General features: G+C 60.5%; 13 protein-coding genes. 6 read left to right on the forward strand and 7 right to left on the reverse strand.

The window, feature by feature from the left end:
- Positions 1-168 precede the first annotated feature (168 nt).
- A complete protein-coding gene (locus EDF61_RS19085; protein WP_255209577.1) occupies positions 169-291 on the forward strand; it encodes a hypothetical protein in 123 nt (40 codons plus the stop codon).
- Between the two features lie 188 nt (positions 292-479).
- Here the strand turns inward: EDF61_RS19085 and EDF61_RS08290 are convergent, their stop codons facing one another.
- The 7 genes from EDF61_RS08290 to EDF61_RS08320 form a co-directional block, all read right to left on the reverse strand.
- Complete coding sequence (locus EDF61_RS08290; protein WP_105656607.1) at positions 480-1,565, reverse strand: inositol-3-phosphate synthase; 1,086 nt, start codon at positions 1,563-1,565, stop codon at positions 480-482.
- 297 nt (positions 1,566-1,862) lie between these two features.
- Complete coding sequence (locus EDF61_RS08295; RefSeq protein WP_286172164.1) at positions 1,863-3,095, reverse strand: DUF6716 putative glycosyltransferase; 1,233 nt, start codon at positions 3,093-3,095, stop codon at positions 1,863-1,865.
- A gap of 8 nt (positions 3,096-3,103) precedes the next feature.
- Positions 3,104-4,117, reverse strand: coding sequence for a hypothetical protein (locus tag EDF61_RS08300; RefSeq protein WP_286172165.1), 1,014 nt, complete (start codon positions 4,115-4,117; stop codon positions 3,104-3,106).
- 8 nt (positions 4,118-4,125) lie between these two features.
- Entirely contained in the window at positions 4,126-5,469 is a 1,344-nt protein-coding gene (locus tag EDF61_RS08305) for a polysialyltransferase family glycosyltransferase (protein ID WP_105656604.1), read from the reverse strand.
- Complete coding sequence (locus EDF61_RS08310; RefSeq protein WP_105656603.1) at positions 5,466-6,461, reverse strand: glycosyltransferase family 2 protein; 996 nt, start codon at positions 6,459-6,461, stop codon at positions 5,466-5,468. The genes EDF61_RS08305 and EDF61_RS08310 overlap by 4 nt, the downstream gene beginning before the upstream one ends.
- A gap of 87 nt (positions 6,462-6,548) precedes the next feature.
- Complete coding sequence (locus tag EDF61_RS08315) at positions 6,549-7,442, reverse strand: N-acetylneuraminate synthase family protein (RefSeq protein WP_105656602.1); 894 nt, start codon at positions 7,440-7,442, stop codon at positions 6,549-6,551.
- 12 nt (positions 7,443-7,454) lie between these two features.
- A complete protein-coding gene (locus tag EDF61_RS08320; RefSeq protein WP_105656601.1) occupies positions 7,455-8,639 on the reverse strand; it encodes an acylneuraminate cytidylyltransferase in 1,185 nt (394 codons plus the stop codon).
- A 240-nt stretch (positions 8,640-8,879) separates the two neighbouring features.
- On the opposite strand from EDF61_RS08320, the gene EDF61_RS08325 reads away from it, so the two are divergent.
- The 5 genes from EDF61_RS08325 to EDF61_RS08345 all read left to right on the forward strand — a co-directional run bounded on the left by EDF61_RS08325 (position 8,880) and on the right by EDF61_RS08345 (position 14,720).
- Positions 8,880-10,343 carry a glycosyltransferase family 87 protein gene (locus EDF61_RS08325; protein ID WP_133833771.1) on the forward strand — a complete coding sequence of 488 codons (1,464 nt, stop codon included), beginning with the start codon at positions 8,880-8,882 and terminating at the stop codon, positions 10,341-10,343.
- Positions 10,340-11,776 carry a phytoene desaturase family protein gene (locus EDF61_RS08330; protein WP_133833772.1) on the forward strand — a complete coding sequence of 479 codons (1,437 nt, stop codon included), beginning with the start codon at positions 10,340-10,342 and terminating at the stop codon, positions 11,774-11,776. Before EDF61_RS08325 ends, EDF61_RS08330 begins: the two co-directional genes overlap by 4 nt.
- Before the next feature lie 6 nt (positions 11,777-11,782).
- A complete protein-coding gene (locus tag EDF61_RS08335) occupies positions 11,783-12,808 on the forward strand; it encodes a YdcF family protein (protein ID WP_133833773.1) in 1,026 nt (341 codons plus the stop codon).
- A 138-nt stretch (positions 12,809-12,946) separates the two neighbouring features.
- The gene (locus EDF61_RS08340; RefSeq protein WP_133833774.1) at positions 12,947-13,873 is read left to right on the forward strand and encodes an ABC transporter ATP-binding protein; all 927 of its coding nucleotides are present in this window, start codon (positions 12,947-12,949) and stop codon (positions 13,871-13,873) included.
- Between the two features lie 4 nt (positions 13,874-13,877).
- Positions 13,878-14,720: an ABC transporter permease gene (locus tag EDF61_RS08345; protein ID WP_133833775.1), complete on the forward strand. Its 843-nt coding sequence runs from the start codon at positions 13,878-13,880 to the stop codon at positions 14,718-14,720.
- The last annotated feature ends 17 nt before the right edge of the window (positions 14,721-14,737 follow it).

Below are 14,737 nucleotides of genomic sequence, written 5' to 3' on the forward strand. Positions count from 1 at the left end.
AGGAACTTTTTTCATGCCTAGTCCACTGTTCTCCTCATCCGCTCAACGGGCAGTTCGCACCTCGGAATTAATCTTCGCAGGACCAGAAAGCCTGAAAGCTCGCGCCATTTCAACCACGCGCCAAGATCTTCCCTCCCCTTCTACTTTGACTGAAGGGAGGGACAGCAAATGAAAAAGCGTCAAGACAAGCGCAAGTTCACCAACCTTGATAGCACCGAGTTCAACCGCCGCATGCGTCAGCGTGAGCTGAAGAACCACGTGCCACCAGAAATGTACCTTCGAATTCGCTAAGGCCGGCAACGCCATTACCGTTGACAGCTAACAAGAATCCGAGGTACCCATGATGAACTCGCAAGGCATCGCCAAGAGGCCCGCCGGCCTGCCAGCCGGCGGGCTTCTCCGCATCCAGAGCACTTTCGAATACAGCAATGGCCAGGACCGAACGGTCCTGGCCATTGCCTTTCCGCTAACGCGGAGGGCTAGCGCTCGATGTCGCCGCGAATGAAGGCTTCCACCTTGTTGCGTGCGGTCTCATCGTCGTACTGCTCTGGTGGCGACTTCATGAAGTAGCTCGAAGCCGACAGGATCGGACCGCCGATGCCGCGGTCCAGGGCGATCTTCGCTGCGCGTACGGCATCGATGATCACGCCGGCCGAGTTTGGCGAGTCCCAAACTTCCAGCTTGTATTCCAGGTTGACCGGAGCATCGCCGAAGTTGCGGCCCTCGAGGCGGACGAAAGCCCACTTGCGGTCATCAAGCCATGCAACGTAGTCGCTTGGGCCGATGTGCACGTCGTCTTCCCCCAGGGCGGCGGAGGTGTTCGAGGTGACTGCCTGGGTCTTGGAGATCTTCTTGGATTCCAGGCGATCGCGCTCGAGCATGTTCTTGAAGTCCATGTTGCCGCCAACGTTCAGCTGGTAGGTGCGGTCCAGGACAACGCCGCGGTCTTCGAACAACTTGGCCATCACGCGGTGGGTGATGGTTGCGCCGATCTGGCTCTTGATGTCGTCGCCAACGATTGGCACGCCGGCGTCAGTGAACTTCTGCGCCCACTCTGGGGTGCCGGCGATGAATACTGGCAGGGCATTGACGAATGCAACGCCTGCGTCGATGGCGCACTGCGCGTAGAACTTGGCGGCCTGCTCGGAACCAACTGGCAGGTAGCAAACCAGGACATCGACTTCGTTGTCCTTCAGGGACTGGACGATGTCAACTGGCTCGGCTGCAGACTCTTCGATGGTCTCGCGGTAGTACTTGCCCAGGCCATCCAAGGTGTGGCCGCGCTGAACGGTCACTCCGGTGGTTGGAACGTCGGCAATCTTGATGGTGTTGTTCTCGCTGGCCAAGATGGCTTCCGAGAGGTCGAGCCCGACCTTCTTGGCGTCGACATCGAAGGCGGCAACGAACTGAACGTCGCCCACGTGGTACTGGCCGAACTGCACATGCATGAGACCTGGAACCGTGGAATCAGCATCGGCGTTTCGGTAGTACTCAACACCTTGGATAAGGGAAGTGGCGCAGTTGCCTACGCCTACGATGGCAACGCGAATCGGGTTCGCCGACACATGAACTCCTTATTGAAATGTATAAAACCTTTGGGCAATAGGGCGCGCAAAAGCGCATTGCGCAAATTGACCCATAATGATCTTAAGTCTTAATGGAGTGCAAACATTCCCAATCGTGCCCGGTATCACCGAATAACTATCGGGGCGGCCTCTCTGGGCTAGCGAAACCGAGGTGATTATTCCACTGCCTCAGCGCAGATGCACCAATAACAGGTAAAGCACTAAAGAGCTGGATACTCCTGACGGTGACGATGGATTCAGTCCATGAATTCATTTCATGAGCTAATTCTCAGTTGGTCATGACCAGGAGTTGGCGCCATTTCTACGCGCTGGCCCGAAGTGGTGCCGCAACTTCACCAAAACCCTGACTAGCGGTGCAGGCAACGTGGTTCTGAGGCGGTGGCGCAAAGGCTGGCGGCGAATATGCGCCAGCATTTCCGGATCGGTGTGCAGCTTTCCAGCACGAGCTCGCTGCGCGAGAATTTCGAGGGACTGAACGAAACTGTGGTCCACCCTGTGGAAGTAGTTTTCCCGCAACCAGGCTTTGGTAGGTTCACCGAAGCTCAAGCCGGCGACGTCATCCAAGGTGCCGATGATGCCGGAGGCAACAAAGACCGTGTTGATCATCTGCGCGCTGACGCCGAAGTCGGAAAGGACCAGCGTTGGCAACCCGCGATCAATGGATTCCAAGGCAGCAGTCGAAGACACTGTCACCAAGGCGCTGCCATCGGCCAATGCTTCACTCATCGATCCGGTATCGAAGCGAAGGCGCGACTCGGGCCCGATCCGCCGTTCGGACTGCAACTTCTCGAACAGGGAATCGTACGGGAACGCCTCGAGATGCGTTTGGGGCTCACCGGCCTTGGCGCGGAGCTTGACGATCACCTCAAGTTCGGGATTCATCTTGCTAGCCTGCTCGAGAGCCAGCAGGATCGACTCGCGTTCGCTCTCTTGGGCAGGTACCTTCGCTTGCGGCGCGAACACCAAGCGTTCGACCACCTGCTTTTGCGCTGGCGGGAATCCTGCCGAGTGCAAGAACGGGAGCTTGCTGACCATGATGGTCGGCTGGTGCCCTACCTGGCCTTCGATCATGAATGAGAAATCACGGGCTTCGGCATGCGAATGGCAAATGAACGCATCGCCGGCTCGACGATAGTTCCACCCCTTTTGCGTGGCGGGGAATGCCACGCCAGGCAGGGCGGAAATCAGTGCGGTGCACCGGCCATCAGTCGGCTCGGTGCGAAGCATGCGAGAGTAGATCTCGGCAACTACCGGCCCGGTGGCCGAAGCGAAAACAATGTCTTCATCTACGGTGTCGGCTTCTAATTGGGATACGGAAATCACCTGCAGGATATCCGGATCCAGATCCGTGCCTTCAAAGGCGGCTGCGATCTGGTCGGCGGTCGGCATCACCGGGGTCCGCGCCAAATACACCTTGCGATCCCATGCGGGACCTAGGCGGTTCAGGAAGCTCGTTGCCAGCTTCAGATAGGAATCCGAGTCGGCGATGGCAAGTATTGATGGCTTCATCGGCTGATTCACACCTTCAATGAACTGGATAGGTGCTCGCGCAACTCGGATGGGGTACCAGGGGTCCACCAGCTGTCAATCACGGCTTGCGGATAGAGGCAGCGGGCATCAGGACCCAGCAGCAGGCGCAGGGATGGAATCACCGTGGAAGGCAAGGCGCGGATCTCCTGGCCTGGTCGCAGGACACGCAAACGCATTTCAATGGGAACGGTGTGCTCCTTGAGCACCACCTGATCAATCCTGGAGATCTTCTCCAGCAATTCGGGAGTTTCACGGCGATGCGGGAAGTACGCAACCGGGCCTTCGGAAGCGATCTGCTCAATCCAGCGCAGATACGGCTGCTCAAAAATCAGCTCATCAGCCACCATCGCCGAACCGATCAGCAAGGTAGGTTCGGTGAACTGCTCGGCTACCGGCTGGGTAGCGAGCCATTCAAACTTGTGCTGCGCGAATTTGATCCCCAGATCAGCCATCTTCTGACGGGATGCCGGGTCGACATACAACGCTGAAACGATCAGCAGGCGATCTTCACGGGCCAGCTGGCGCAAACGATGCCAGGTCGCCAATCCCATGGCCACGCGTGCTGCGGAATTCCTGGTCCGGGCGCGCACCAACGGGGTGGGCTCATCGGAAATGAGCTGCTTGATCAGGGCCAGCGTAGCCATGCCGTCATCGATGATCACGATTTCCTTGGCCCGTACGCCTGCCAGCAGCGTGCGCTGGATCTTGCCCGAGTAGGCGTCGCCGGTGACATACCGATCGGCAGCGCCCTTGGGCTGCGGAGGCTTACGAGCGGCCGGTTCAAAATGAACCCCTGCAGGGGCATGATTCAGCATTGCCTGCGTCGTGGCTTCCAGGGGCATTCCCTGACGGGGGATGATCCGGATGTCCGTGCCCAGCAGCCCTGCGGCATGCGTTTCTACCGCCGAAAGCAGCTGCAGTGGCGACTCCACCCAAACGTGCGCGGTGCCGAAACGCGGGCGTGGCACCTCGTGGGTGTCATGTTGAGTCAGTTTCATCATGGTGAGGGTCATTTTGCCAGTCGGCTCAGGGATTTGGAAAGCGTGTCCAGCTGCTTGGAACCATTGCGCAGCACACGGCGCGAGGCCCCGCGGACTTTGGAAGGCAGCGAGCGGCGCGAGCTGATGTGCGCCCAGCGTGGAGGCAGCTCGAGCCTGGTGATGCGCCGGCGCTTGAAATGAGCCGAGAACTCCGGGTAGTGCGCGGACAAGAAGGACTCGGCCTGCTCGCGCAGGTGAGGCAGTTGCGCGGCCTGCATGCAGTAGGCCACGGCAGCCAGCAGTTCGGTGAGGCGGTCGCTGCCGCCACCGTGCGCCGGAACCGGCACGTCCTGGACGAACAAGGCATGGATGATGGACAACGGGATGCGGTTGGAATTCTCGTAGGGAGCCAGCGCCTGGAGCAGTCTGCCGGTGCCCACTGCGTAGACCTCGGTATCCAGGATGTACTTGGCGGTGGCCAAGCCTGTGGAGAAGCAGGAGATCACCACGGCTGGACGTACCGCCGCGATAACGGTTTCCGCCAGATGATCGGTGCCGACCAACCGGAAATCCAGCCCCATGTCCCTGGCGGCTGCAGACAAGCGTGCCGCTGAGGTGGCGCTGGCCGATGGGTGCGCCTTGAACAGGACGGTGGAAATTTCCCGGCGGGCCACCTCGTTGAGCATTTCCAGATGCAGCTCGAATTCTTCCTCGGCATCCATCAGGCCCAAGGAACCCAGGTACTGGCCGAGGATCAGCGCACTGCCGGTTGGCAGATCGAATTCTGCCCCCTGGGCCAGTTCGCCGAAGATTGCAGCCAGGCCGCCGGTGGCCAAGACCTCGCGCCGCGGCTCGAGCTCTGCGAGCAGGTGAGGCTGCAGTCCTGGAACCAAGTCCACATGGATGGTGCCCATGACGCGCTGGCGAAGCGGCATTGGCAATCGATTACGGGTTGGGCCATAGGACATCAAGCCGTCGGAGTGGATCCACAGCTGGGCATCAAAGAAAATACGCGCCAGCGCACGCGCCGGATTGACCTGGATGGATTCCAGAACCAAGGTCAAGGGTTCATTGCCCAGATCCCAAGCGCTGCGCAGGAGGCGTTCGAAAATATGCAGCTCGTCCTCACGCGGGTTGAACTGTGCCGGGCGACGCGGGGAGGTCAGCGCAGCGAAATCCACCACGCGGTCAAAGCGGGCGGCAAGCTTCTCGAAGCCCGGGACTTCATCCAACGCAGTAGTCAGTTCCGGAACCTGCGAGCCGTTAGCCAAGACGAGAATTCGTTCATCTGCCTCGGGGAGCAGTCCTGCATCGGCCATCGCGGCCAGAGAAGCAAGCTGGAAATAGCTGCTGGCTTCAATCAGTGCGATCACTTGGCGGCCCCGATCTGACCTGGCTGGAGGAAGGAGAGAATATGGCGGCGACGGGCAACGTCCATCTCGAGGGCAACCTGGCGGGCCATCGGCGCATCAATAGTGGTGAATACCTGGCGCAGTTTCTGCTTCATCTCCAAGCGGACTTCCGGCGGGTAGTTCTTCGCGCGCTTCTCGTGGTGGCACACGATGGCGAAGAACTGCCGCATCGCCTTGGGCAGGTGGCGATCCGCGTCCGGGTGCAAGCGCACCTCGGTGAGGATCTGCGAGTAGGCCGGAATGAAGCCGAGCTGACGGTGGTCGAAGACCTGGGTCAGCGAGCCGGGCAGGCCGCGGCGGTAGAACACCCCGGGGGAGGAAACGACGGAATAGCGCTCGGTGTTCAGATGCAGCTTCCATAGCCAGAGGCGGTCTTCGGCGCTGTGCAACTGCGCGTCGAAGTACATCAGTTCGCGGGCGCGCATCAGGTCGGTGCGGTACATGCCCGCCCACACGAAGGCGTAGTCCACCATGGACGGCGAATCGATAGGTTCAATGTCATCGGCCGGGTTCAGCGGCATGCCGCGCAACGCCTGCGGGGCGCGGTGGATGACGCGATTGGTGCCGGTGACACGCACATGATCGCAACGCACGAAGTCCACGTGCAGTTCGGTCAAGGATTCCGCCAGGGCTTCCAAATGCTCGGGGGAGTACCAGTCGTCGGGGTCGAGGAAGGTGAAGTATTCGCCGGTGACCTGTTCCAACCCGGCATTGCGGGCGGCAGAAACTCCGGCATTCTCAGGCAGCGAGATCAGGTTCAGGCCAGGCAATTGGTCTTGGTAGCTGCGAACCAGGGCAGCAGTCTGGTCATCGGAAGCGTCATCAACCACGAGCACTTCCAGCTCCCAGCGTCCCAGCTTCTGCCGGACCAGCGATGACAAGGCATCGCAAATATATGCTTCTTGGTTATAGGCGGGGATAACCACGGAAATGCGCCCGGGGATCAAACTCATCTGTGCTTCAAGGCCTTCCTCATGCAGACAAAAATAAACGGCGGTTGGACCCGTCGGTGAGTCCAACCGCCGGATACGTTGGCGTGCTTAGGCGTCGACGCGGCGCAGGCGCGAGAGCGGTGCCAGCTCGCCTGGGAAGACCTTCTTCACGCCGTCACCCATGGCCTGCTCCAGGATGCGGATGTCGCGGATCAGCGACTCGAAGCCCTTTGGCTCCAGCGACGAGGCCTGGTCCGAACCCCACATGGTGCGGTCCAGGGTGATGTGGCGCTCGACGGTCACTGCGCCCAGGGCAACAGCAGCCAGCGAGATCTGCAGGCCGCGCTCGTGGCCCGAGTAGCCCACTGGGACCTGGTAGCGGTCGCGCAGGGTCTCGATCATGCGCAGGTTGGCCTCTTCAGGAGGCAGCGGGTAGGTGGAGGTAGCGTGCATCATGACCAGGTTCGAGGTACCCAGGGTCTCGACGGCCTTGTCGATCTGCTCGATGGTGGACATGCCGGTGGACAGGATGATCGGCTTGCCGGTCTGCGCCAGGGCCTTGAGCAGCTCGATGTCGGTGACCGATGCGGAGGCGACCTTGTGGGTGACTGCACCCTGCTCTTCCATGAATTCGACCGATGGAACATCCCATGGCGAGGCGAAGGCGTGCAGGCCCTTGGAGGCTGCGTAGGAGATGAGTTCCTTGTACTGCGCCTGGTCGAACTCGACGCGGTAGCGGTAGTCCAGGTAGGTCATGTCGCCCCATGGGGTGGAGCGGATCTTGTCGCGCATGTCCATCGGGGTGGAAATGTCCGGGGTGCGCTTCTGGAACTTCACTGCGTTGGCACCGGCTTCAGCAGAGATATCGATCAGCTGCTTGGCGATCTCGATGTCGCCGTTGTGGTTGATGCCGATCTCGCCGATGACGTAGACCTGCTGGCCTGCGCCAACCTGGACGTCGCCGATAGCAACAGGCTTGATGTCAGTAGTCATGGAAGTCATGGGTATTGCCTTTCAGTGGGTGAAACTTGGAGAACTCTTGGTAGCGGTGCGTGCGGCGAGAACCAGTTCGGCTAGTTCCCGTACCGCTCCGTGCCCGCCCTTGCGGGTCAGTTTGTACCGTGCTGCCCGGTGCACATCTTCCTGGGCATCGGCCACGGTGATCGGCCAGCCGACCAATGCCATCGCGCCCAGATCGTTGATGTCGTTGCCCACGTAGGCAACACGAGCCGGATTGATGGATTCGTCAGCCAGCCAGCGGGCCAGGTATTCGGCCTTGTTGTCGATTCCGTGGGCCACTTCGACGTTCAGCTTGGCGGCGCGGGCGGCGACAACAGGGTTGATTTCCTTGGAGAGAATAAGGAACTTCACTCCGGCAGCCCGCAACCGGGCCACTCCCATTCCATCGGAGCGGGAGACGCGCACGGTTTCGGTTCCGTGCTCATCGACATACGCGGTGTCCGGGGTATGCACCCCGTCGAAATCCGTGATGACCGCGTCGACTTCGATCGGTTCCCGGGTGGCCGGAACGGCCAGCCCAGCGAGCAGCAGGTCTGCCTCGGTATCGATGTCAATGCCGTGCTCTGCTGGAACTTCGTGAACCCGGACCTTTCCGAAGAAACGGTGCCCTGCCTCGCGGAATCCCCGGGTATCCATCACGTAGAAGGCCCCGGTTTCGCGGAAGCGCGGTTCGCGATCCTGGCGACGCGGACGGTGCAGCTTGTCGTGGCCTACGGCGACCGCTTCGCCCTGCGGATCCAGGCCCCAATGGAAACCGTGGTCCGCTACAGCTGCGAAGCTGACGTCGGCGCGTTTCGAAGAAACCGCCGCAATGGCTGCGTCCAGATCCTCCGGATCGATGAACGGGCTGGTGCACTGGATGAACACGGTGATCTCTGGCTGAGATTCCGCATTCGCTAGCGCGTGGAGCAGAACTGACTCGCTGCTGGCCGTGTCGCCGGCGATATCTGCCGGTCGATCGATGACTCGCGCCCCGTAGCGAAGCGCTTCGGCCTTGATCTGCTCATGGTCGGTACTGACCACGACGTCGCTGACTGCCGCCGCGGATCTGGCTGATTCGATTGCGCGGCCCAGCAGCGATTTGCCGCCGATCTCACGCAGGTTCTTAAGCCGGATGCCCTTGGATCCTCCCCTGGCGGGGATGATCGCCATGGCATTTGGCTGGTTGGTTTTGCTCACGAGTAAGACGCTATGGGCACAAGTTAACTAAGAGGGGGCATCTGGGTTAACGCACGGTGAAGTGCCGGTGTAATCACCTGTTTGTTTGCTGAATGCGAGGTCAGCAAGCGTTTTACGTACCAGTAGGCGAATCCGGAAGAGGGATTTCGAGCCCTCGGAACCGCATAAAAGATCAAAGCGACTAATGAAACATGAGTGTGCAAGGCGGAGCTTAGGCACAGAACATTTAGGCTGGAGGGTATGCACGAGCCAAACCAGTCACAGCCCACGCGTGGCCCCCTGCGGATTACCGTGCCATCACGCGCTGACGGGTTCCTTCGACAGTTCACCGCAATGATCGGTGGCCGCCTGGGACGACACAGCGATCCAGGCCGAGTCGATCCAGGATTCTTCAGCGTGGAACGAGTCATTATCCTGATGACCACCGTGGGCGCCTTGCTGATGCTCCTTGCCAAGAACCCCTGCCGGGTCAACGGGTGGACTGGCAACAACCCGTACGCCTATGCGTGCTACAGCGACTGGGTTCCGCTGTTCTCCGCCCGCGGCTTCGCCGAGAACCCCTGGGCGCCATTCAGCGCGACCGCCCAGTTCGAGTACCCGGTACTGATGAGCACGGTGGCCTCGGCCGTTGCCTCGATCATCCCCACGGGGATCGAAAACCGTTCGCTGCTGTACTTCGACATCAACCTGCTGCTCGTTGCGATCCTGTGGATGGTCACCGTGATCGCCACCCTGCGGATGACCGGGCGCCGCCCGTGGGATGCCGCAATGGTGGCTATTGCCCCGGGCATCATCCTGGCCGGCAGCATCAACTGGGACATGTGGGCTGTGGCCTTGCTGGCCCTGGGCATGCTGGCATTCGCACGAAAGCACACCGTCCTTGCCGGGGTGCTGATCGGCTTAGGTGCCGCGATGAAGATCTATCCGTTCTTCATCCTCGGCGCGGTGCTGGTATTGGCCATTCGCACCGGCAGGCTCAAGACCTTCTGGGTGACTGGCGGAACCGCCGCGGCGACATGGGCACTGGTGAACCTTCCCTATGCGCTGGCGTTCCCCGACTCGTTCATGCACTTCTTCAACTTCTCTTCTGAACGCGGGGCAGGCTTCTCCAGCTTCTGGCACGCATGGAATGTCATCGCCGATAACAGGGGAGGGGTCCCGCTCTTTGAAGCCGAACAGATTTCCCGTTACGGCCTGGTCCTCTTCTTCCTGTGCTGCGTGGGCGTCGCAGTGCTGGGCTTGACTGCTAAACGCACCCCGCGCCTGGCCTCCATGGCCTTCTTGATCATTGCTTCCTTTGTCATGGTCAATAAGGTGTATTCACCACAGTTCATCGTCTGGCTGATTCCGCTGTTCGCCCTCGCCTTGCCGCGCTGGCGCGAATTCGTTGTCTGGATGCTCGTGGAAATCGCGCACTTCTACGCTGTTTGGTTCTACCTTGATTCCCTCTCTGCGGAAGAAGCGCAGAAGGCCTTCCCTGAGACCGGTTATGCGGTGCTGGTGCTGGCGCATATGGTGATGCTGGGATACCTGATGTTCTTGGTGGCACGTTCAATTCTTGATCCACGCCACGACCCGATTCGTGCCGTGGGCCAGGATGATCCTTTGGCCGGCCCATTCGCCGGACTGGAGGACCGCTGGACCCTGCGCGGACTGCTGCCTCAATCCAAGAAAACGAATGAAGTGGCGGGAAATAAATCATGAGCGATGTTGCCGTTGTCGGTGCGGGGCCCAATGGGCTAGCAGCCGCAGCAGTTGCTGCCCGTGCTGGATTAAGCGTCACGGTATATGAAGCCAACGACACCATCGGCGGGGCCGCCAGAACGCAGCCGCTGAATGGTTCTGCAGCGAAATTCGATTTGGGCAGCGCAGTGCATCCGATGGCCATGCAATCCCAAGCCATGCATGAACTGGGCGTCCACGACAAGGTGGAGTTCATCGTCCCCGAGCTGTCCTTCGCCCATGTGCTGCTGGATCGCCGGACCGCCTACGCGTACAAGGACCTGGAACGCACCGGGCAGGAACTTGGAGGCGCGGACGGCGAGATGTACACCCGGCTCCTGGGCCCGCTGGTCAAGCAGATTGACGGGGTCAGCCAGACACTGCTCAATCCTCTGCTGAGGGTTCCCTCGAACCCCGCAGCGTTGGCGACCTTTGCCGTGAGCACGGTGGCGGGCATGGCAGTCAAGGAACTCTTTTCTGGAAAGTTTGAACGCGCCGCCGCGCTCTACGCAGGCTGTTCCGCCCACGTTGCGGGAGGCTCTCGCGGACCGGCCAATGCCGGGGCAGGACTGTTCCTTGCAGCAACAGCGCACGGCAAGGGATGGGCCATCCCGCGTGGAGGTTCCCAAGCCATCAGCGACGCCTTGGCCGAAGAAGCGATGGCTCATGGAGCAAAAATTCTTACCGGCACCCGCGTCAACCATGTTGATGAGCTTTCTGCGCAGAGCATCCTCTTCGATACCTCCGCCGAAAACGCGGCCAAGCTTTCAACAGGACACCTGCCTGAACGGCTCTCGCACGCGTTGAGCAGTATCCGGCGCTCGCCGGGAAGCTGCCTGGTGCACTACGTCCTTTCGGCACCGGTTCCATGGCGCGACGAGACTCTGGGCAAGGCCGGCACCGTGCACCTGGGCGGCACCGCGGCGCAGGTCGGGAAGGCCGAACGCGCCGCAGTGCGCCGGGGAGCGGCGAAGCCGTTCATGATTGTTGCCCAGCCCTCGCAATTTGATGATTCGCGGGCACCGCAGGGCCAGCACGTCATCTGGGCCTACTGCCACGTGCCACTGGATTCTCCGGTAGACATGAGCCGGGAACTGAAGGAAATGATTGAACAGGCAGCCCCTGGTTTCAGCGAGACAATCATTGAATCCCATGTTGTCACCGCCCAGGACTTGGAAGTGCAGAACTCGGCACTGGTCGGTGGCGATCTTTCCGGGGGAACCATGGACCTGCTGGGCAGCATCAAGCGGCCTCGGATCTCGACCGACCCGTGGTACCTGCAGTCCAAAGGACTGTACTTGGTATCCTCGGCTGCGCCTCCGGGGCCGTCGGTGCACGGCATGGGCGGATTCCTCGGAGCGCAATCGATGCTCAAGCGGGAATACGGAATCGCAAACTGGAAATCGGTGAACTGAGAGGCAATGGAATCTGTGCTCGCGCAGCTCGTTGGCTGGGTTTTCCTGGCAGCACTCTGGTGGTTGTTTATCCGGCAATACCGCAAGGACCCACGCCGCTTGGGTCTGGCTGCACTTCTCTTGCCGCTGGTGTTCTTCACCATTTCGGCGGTCGTCGACCTATTGACCAGTGTGATCCCCGGGTTTGGGTTCCTCTTCTCCATAGTGCTGGTGCTGACCCCGCTGATGGTCATTGTCTTCGGTGCCGCGCTGATCTACAACGGGATCCTGATGTGCCGGCGCGAAGGAGCCAAACCTGCGAATCTGCTGTCGTTGGCAGCCGGGCTATCCGTCTTTGTCCTGCCAGTCATTGCGGTGCTGCTGATTCGCATCGAATCCTGGTGGACCTATTCGCTGGCTTTCGTCCTGTTCATGGCCTCCGTCTTCACGGCGAGCTTGTTCGCCATGCTGCTGCTGTACGCATGGGTGCACGCCAGATACCCATCCAAGGGCGAAGCCGCCGCCGTGGTGGTCCTTGGCGCCCGCACAATCAATGGCAAGGTTACCCCGTTGCTGCGTGGCCGCTTGGACAAGGGCATAGACCTGCATCAACGGCAGCCATCTCCTCGCCCCTTCATGGTTCCGACCGGGGGACAGGGCCATGATGAGGAAGAACCAGAGGGCGTAAGCATGGCCCGCTACCTGCGTGAGCAGGGTATTGCCGATGAACAGATTCTGGTTGAAGACCGGGCCAGGGACACCCTTGAGAACCTGGAGTTCTCCGACGCCTTGGTCCGTGCCCAGCGTCCGGATGGCCAGCTGTGGTTGGTCACCAGCGACTATCATGCGCTGCGTGCAGCGATGGCGTCACGCAAGCTCGGCTTGGATGCCCGTGCCTTCGGCGGGAAAACGGCGGCCTACTACCGTCCGAGTGCCTTCCTCAGGGAATGCGTTGCGATCGTGCGGGATCAAAAGAAGCTGATGGTTTTGCTGGCCCTGCCCTTCGCATTAGCCGTCGCAGGGATGATGTTCGTGCTCACGACGACCTTCTAACTTCCTTGGCACCCTGGGACCATGCACCATCTGGTGCATGGGCCCAGTTTTCGCTTCCCTGCCATCACCCTTTTGGTTGAGCCATAAATCAGCACTGGGGGCGGTGAGAGCTGGGCTCGAATTCCCTAGGCTGGAAATATGATCCAGGCAGAGCAGTTGACGAAGAAATACGGTGGAAAAACCGTGGTCGATAATGCGTCGTTCACGGTCCAAGAAGGCATGGTGACTGGGTTCCTCGGCCCGAATGGTGCCGGCAAGTCCACCACCATGCGCATGATCGTGGGACTGGCCAAACCTACCAGCGGTGAAGTGCTGGTCAACGGGCACGATTTCAAGAAATCACGTCACCCGCTGACCGAAGTCGGCACCCTGCTGGAAGCTAAGTCGGTGCACAAATCCCTGACTCCGCTGGCGCATTTGCGTGCCATGGCGGCTACCGCGGGGATCCCGAAGTCCCGAGTGCACGAAGTGCTGGATCTGACTGGCTTGTCTAGCGTGCAGCGCAAGAAGGTCGGCGGCTTTTCGCTGGGCATGGGGCAGCGGCTGGGCATTGCCACGGCCCTGCTTGGAGATCCGCAGGTGCTGATCCTCGATGAGCCGGTCAACGGCCTGGATCCCGAAGGCGTGGCTTGGGTCCGCAACCTGGCCCGCCAGCAGGCGGCCGATGGCAAAACCGTTTTCATCTCGTCCCACCTGATGAGTGAAATGGCCCAGACGGCGGATCACCTGATCGTGATTGGCCGTGGCCGCATCATGGCCGATGCGCCGATCACTGAATTCATCGACAACGGTCTTGACCAGACCATTGTGCGTTCAGCCGACATTGAGATCTTGATGAATGCGTTGAATGGTGAAGGTATTCAGCTACGCCGGATTGATGAGCATGGCCTGGAAGTTACCGGCCCCGATTCAGAATCCATTGGCCGCCGTGCCTTGGAATACGGGGTGGTGCTCAGCGAATTGCGTCCGCTGCAACGCACCTTGGAAGACGCCTACATGGAATTGACCCGCGATGCCGTCGAATACCACTCGAACACAGTTGCCGAGACTGGCGGCGGGAAGTAAGGACATGTCTAACCATCTAGCAACCGCACCGCATGGCAAGGTCACCCTCTTCGGCGTGCTGCGCAGTGAGTCCATCCGTTTCTTCTCCCTGAACTCCACCCGCATCCTGGTTCTCTTGGCCATCGTGTTCTATGTGGGCATTGCAGCCGTGGCCACGTGGGGCATTGGTTCGCTCAGTGCCAGCATGGGCGACACGGATCAGATGCCGGGCATGGAAGGCCTATCGGCCCCGGGATTCGCCGCTGAGCTCATCGGCTCGGGCCTGGTCTTCAGCCAGCTGATCCTTGGCGTGCTTGGTGTCCTGCTCTTCAGCGGTGAATTCACCACCGGCTCAGCGGTAAGCACGTTCCTGGCCAGCCCGCGGCGACTGCGAGTCCTGGCCGCCAAGGGCATCTTGATCATCCTGCTCACTGCCGTCGTCCAGATCGTCAGCTCGCTCTTGGCCTTCGCGATCAGCAAGCCGATTGCCGAGAACTACCAGATGAACTTGGAATTCAGCAGCGATGCCTTCCAACGGGTGCTCTGGTACGGAACGCTGGCGGTGACCATGGCGGCGTTGATCGGTTTGGCGTTGGGGATGCTGCTGCGCAACTCGGCCGGCGGCATCACCAGCCTCGCTGCCCTGTTCTTCGTGCTGCCGATCATCCTTTCCATCCTGACCGCCTTGACCGACTGGGCGCAGAATATCGCGAAGTTCACCCCTGACCAGTTGGGCATGGGGTTGGCGACGCCCGCAAGTGTTGTCACCGACTTGGAGACCTGGCAGCAACTGCTGGGCGTGGCGGGTTGGGTGGTGCTTCCACTGGTATTGGGTGCAATCCTGCTGACCAAGCGGGACATCAAGTAGCGCAGGGATTGATCGAG

The sequence above is a fragment of the Arthrobacter sp. JUb115 genome (assembly GCF_004365035.1).
Taxonomy (GTDB): Bacteria; Actinomycetota; Actinomycetes; order Actinomycetales; family Micrococcaceae; genus Glutamicibacter.

What these genes read in the sequence shown, in the direction of transcription:
- EDF61_RS08335 (WP_133833773.1), top strand. Translation starts at nt 11,783, where the DNA reads ATGGAATCTGTGCTCGCGCAGCTCGTTGGCTGGGTTTTCCTGGCAGCA.
- EDF61_RS08300 (WP_286172165.1), bottom strand. Translation starts at nt 4,117, where the DNA reads ATGATGAAACTGACTCAACATGACACCCACGAGGTGCCACGCCCGCGT.
- EDF61_RS08330 (WP_133833772.1), top strand. Translation starts at nt 10,340, where the DNA reads ATGAGCGATGTTGCCGTTGTCGGTGCGGGGCCCAATGGGCTAGCAGCC.
- EDF61_RS08310 (WP_105656603.1), bottom strand. Translation starts at nt 6,461, where the DNA reads ATGAGTTTGATCCCCGGGCGCATTTCCGTGGTTATCCCCGCCTATAAC.
- EDF61_RS08345 (WP_133833775.1), top strand. Translation starts at nt 13,878, where the DNA reads ATGTCTAACCATCTAGCAACCGCACCGCATGGCAAGGTCACCCTCTTC.
- EDF61_RS08340 (WP_133833774.1), top strand. Translation starts at nt 12,947, where the DNA reads ATGATCCAGGCAGAGCAGTTGACGAAGAAATACGGTGGAAAAACCGTG.
- EDF61_RS19085 (WP_255209577.1), top strand. Translation starts at nt 169, where the DNA reads ATGAAAAAGCGTCAAGACAAGCGCAAGTTCACCAACCTTGATAGCACC.
- EDF61_RS08325 (WP_133833771.1), top strand. Translation starts at nt 8,880, where the DNA reads ATGCACGAGCCAAACCAGTCACAGCCCACGCGTGGCCCCCTGCGGATT.
- EDF61_RS08295 (WP_286172164.1), bottom strand. Translation starts at nt 3,095, where the DNA reads ATGAAGCCATCAATACTTGCCATCGCCGACTCGGATTCCTATCTGAAG.
- EDF61_RS08315 (WP_105656602.1), bottom strand. Translation starts at nt 7,442, where the DNA reads ATGACTTCCATGACTACTGACATCAAGCCTGTTGCTATCGGCGACGTC.